At 61.2% G+C, this 3,782-nt stretch carries 3 protein-coding genes; all 3 read left to right on the top strand.

Translation table 11 applies throughout. The annotated features are described in order from the left end of the window. The first annotated feature begins 351 nt into the window (after positions 1–351). The 3 genes from QZ302_RS09285 (at position 352) to QZ302_RS09275 (ending at position 3,581) form a co-directional block, all read left to right on the top strand. Positions 352–1,164: a type II CAAX endopeptidase family protein gene (locus QZ302_RS09285; protein ID WP_294594722.1), complete on the top strand. Its 813-nt coding sequence runs from the start codon at positions 352–354 to the stop codon at positions 1,162–1,164. 77 nt (positions 1,165–1,241) lie between these two features. Continuing rightward, the gene (locus tag QZ302_RS09280) at positions 1,242–2,126 is read left to right on the top strand and encodes a hypothetical protein (RefSeq protein ID WP_294594720.1); all 885 of its coding nucleotides are present in this window, start codon (positions 1,242–1,244) and stop codon (positions 2,124–2,126) included. An 18-nt stretch (positions 2,127–2,144) separates the two neighbouring features. Further along, positions 2,145–3,581, top strand: coding sequence for a peptidylprolyl isomerase (locus QZ302_RS09275; RefSeq protein ID WP_294594718.1), 1,437 nt, complete (start codon positions 2,145–2,147; stop codon positions 3,579–3,581). Positions 3,582–3,782: the final 201 nt, after the last annotated feature.

Here is a 3,782-nt window from a genome sequence, read left to right as displayed (position 1 = left end):
AGAGGCAACGCAACTGAAAACCGAAACCACGGCCATTTGTATAGCTGGGGCTGAAACCCTGTGTGTGGAAATCTACGAATAGACTGTAAGCTTCTTTTGTCGATGATGAGTAGCTGTATCCGCTGAGGCCGACGCTCGCCAGAGCTCCCAATAATCCGTGAAGGCCTGAATCGCGTAAGCCCGGGGCGGGGATTTCTATTCAGGCACCCAAAAAAGTGAACAGCCCCTGCACAAAAACACCCTGAGGCACACAATAATTTCACCCCGACACTCGTTGTCCGGGCAAACGTGCAAACGTGAACGCAAACAACGCAAACGCGAACACAAACAACCCCTCAACGCCCCCCCCTCATGCCAAACCCCCAAGCCACGACGCACCGAAGCCTCTGGTTCCCCATCCTCAGCCTGCTGATCCTCTTCTGCGCCGCCAACATGCTCCTCGGAGCCCTCGCCCGACAACTCGACCACCTCGGAAACGCCGGACTCCGCCAATTCATCGCCTACGTCGGCAGCTTCGCCGTCACCATCGGCTACGCACTCGCCATCAGACGGCACTGGGGAGTGCTCATGCCCTCTTTCCGGCCCGAAAAGTGGAAACTCCACGGGCCCTTTATCCTCGTCGGAGTCATCCTCCTCTTCGCCACAGGCATCCTCCTCACACCCATCACCGACCGGATGCCCGACCAGTACAGCCGACTGCTCGACGACTACCTCAGGGGCGGACTCTGGCCCGTCATCACCGCCGTCGCCGCCGCGCCGCTCCTCGAAGAGTTCCTCTTCCGCGGCATCATCCAGAAAAACCTCGTCGCACGAGTCGGGCCCGGAGCCGGAATCCTGATCGCCGCCGCCATCTTCGGCGCCATCCACCTCATCCCCCAACAGATGATCTACGCCGGCTGCGTCGGCCTGATCCTCGGCTGCATCTACCACTTCACCGGATCGCTGGGCAGCGCCGTCGCCGTACACTTCATCAACAACGGCATCGCCACCCTCGCAGGCTTCGTCCTCGGAAGCGAAAGCATCGAAAAACGGCTCCTCGGAGGCGGAGAAGGGCCCGTATGGTACACCGCCTACGGCCTCTCGATCGTGCTGGCGGCAGCCGCAGCGGCCTATGCCGTGCGGCGCATCAAACGCACCAAGAGCGATTCCGCCCGGAGGGATTAGGGATTTCGCAAAAGAATCGCTATTTTTGTTCGTTAGTGCGCTCCCCGCTTCGGGCGCGCCCACATCGTAACACCACCGTGAAACACCTCTCGACACGCACCTGCCTCGCCGGGCTGCTGCTCGCCGGACTGGCGATCGGCGCCCCGAGTTGCAACAAACTCAAACTCTACAACGCCGATCGCGGCGAGGTCATCGCCTCGGTCGGAAACCGGAAACTCTATGCCAGCGACATCGCCGGACTCATCGAACCGGGGCTCACGGCACGGGACAGCGTGGCGGCGTTGCAGGCCATTGCCGAAAACTGGGTGCGCAAGGAGATCAAAAGCGCCGCGGCAGAGGAGGCTTTCTCGGAACAGACCCAGGATATCGAGGCCCGGGTGGCCGAGTATCGCGGCGCGCTGCTCACCTACCGCTACGAACAGGAGTGGATCGGGCAGCGGCTCGACACGGCGGTCACGGCGGAGCAGATCACCGAGTACTACGACGCGAACCGGAACGGATTCCGGCTCGCCGGGCCGATCGTCAAGGCACGCATCGCAAGGATTCCGGCCGGACTCAGGCAGAGCAAAAAGCTCGAAGAGATGTTCCGATCCGAAAACGAAAACGACCGGAACGACTTCCTCAACATCTGTCACAAAAACGGATACCGGACGGACGACTTCAGCACCGAGTGGACGGACTTCAGCACCGTGATCCAGCATATCCCTTTCTCGCAGAGCAACTTCGACGACTTCCTCCGGACGCACCGCTACTACGACGTCGAGGACGACGAATACAAATACATGCTGGCCATCGACCTCTTCCGGCCCAGCGGAGACTACTCGCCCAGGGAACGCGAAACGGAAAATATCCGTAAAATCATCCTCAACCGGCGGCGGCAGGAGTTGCTCAGACACCTCGAAGACAGCCTCTACGCCTCGGCCCGGAACGACCGACGGTTCGACATCAAAATCAGCGAATAATCAACCTCTCTCTCCTACATGAGAATCAGACACTTTTCGACCTTTCTGCTGCTGGGCGGGCTCGTGCTCGCTTCGGGCCGGGGAGCTGCGCTCGCGGCGCCGGCGACGGACTCGACGGCGCACGTCCTCCCGCAAACCATTGCCGACGAGGTCGTGGCGGTGGTGGGAAACAGCCAGATCCTCCTCTCCGACCTCGAAGAAGCCACCAACGAAACGGTGCGGGCGCGTGCCATGACGGGTACGATCACCGACCGGCCGGCTCGCGACGAGGCGCTGGAGAACCTGCTCATCGTGAAACTCCTCTCGGAACAGGCCCGGGCCGACTCGCTCGACAAGGAGCTCCCCGGCGGACTCGAAGCGCAGATCGAGGCTCAAATCCAGCAACTGGTGCTCGAAGCGGGATCGGTCAAGGCGCTCGAAAAGAGGTTCCGCAAGGAGATCTACGCCATCAAGGACGACCTGAAAAAGGCGGCCGAAGACATGCAGCTGGCCAGCCTGATGCAGAGCGACGTGATGAAAAAGGTGACGGTGACGTATGCCGAGGTGGCGGACTTCTTCGGCAAAGTGCCGCTCGACTCGATGGAGCTGATCCCGGAACAGTACGTCTACGCCCAGATCGTGCGGCTGCCGCCGGCCACAGAGGAGCGTAAGTTCGAGGTGCGGCAGCGGCTGCTCGAATTCCGCCGCCGGATTCTGGCGGGCGAAAAGCTGGGGGCGCTGGCGCGGCTCTACTCGATGGACCCGGGGACGGCACGCAGCGGCGGCGAATGGGGGCCGGGGGATGCCAACCAGCTGGTCTATCCGATCGTCGAGGCGCTCGAAAACCTGAAGCCGGGGATGGTCTCGGAGGTGATCGAGACGGAGTACGGATACCACATCGTGGAGCTGATCTCGCGGCGCGACAACCTGTTGCACTTCCGCCAGATCCTGCTCAAACCGCAGTTCACGGTCGAGGAGACGGAACGCGAACTGAAGCTCCTCGACAGCTTGGCCCGGGAGATCGGAACGGACAAAAAGGCGTTCGAAGAGGCGGTCGGGCTCTACTCGATGGATGCCCAGACGAACCGAAACGGCGGGGTGGTCTTCAACGCGAAGGAGGCGCGGGAGAATTTCGACACGAAGTACGCCAATCCGCGCTACATGAAGGATGCGCTCGACCCGATGGACTACCGGGCTCTGTCGCGGTTGCAGCCGGGCGAAGTCTCGGCGCCGTTCGAAACGATCGACCGGGCGAACGGGAACACGCTCTACAAGATCGTGCGGCTCAACGAGGTGATCCCGACGCACGTGGCGAGCCTGGCGCAGGACTACGAGATCATCGAGGATGTGGCGCTCCAGGACAAACAGAACCGGACGCTGGACAAGTGGCTCAACGAGATGATCGGCAAGATGTACGTCTGGATCGCGCCGGAATATCGGGGGTTGCAGTTCGAGCGGAAGTGGATTCGGGAGTAGCGGTGTGCCGCGCTTGGGAGTTGAACCAAGGCCTACCCATTCCCCACCGCGGGCACGCGGCACCGTTTATTCCGAGAGGCAACGCAACTGAAGACCGAAGCCACGGTTTCCTGTGGCATCAGGATAGAGACCAGTTGCACTGAAATTCAAATCCAAACCGCTGTTGCTTTTTGTGCCGGAGGAGTAGTTGAATCCGTGGTT

Origin of the sequence: uncultured Rikenella sp. (assembly GCF_910579375.1) — a bacterium.
Taxonomy (GTDB): domain Bacteria; phylum Bacteroidota; class Bacteroidia; order Bacteroidales; family Rikenellaceae; genus Rikenella.
The sequence above is the reverse complement of the archived record's forward strand: the minus strand, read 5'-3'. Positions and strand labels throughout refer to the sequence as shown.

Bases quoted from the DNA above. Each gene is read 5' to 3' on its own strand.
- QZ302_RS09285 (WP_294594722.1), top strand. From the start codon at position 352: ATGCCAAACCCCCAAGCCACGACGCACCGAAGCCTCTGGTTCCCCATC.
- QZ302_RS09275 (WP_294594718.1), top strand. From the start codon at position 2,145: ATGAGAATCAGACACTTTTCGACCTTTCTGCTGCTGGGCGGGCTCGTG.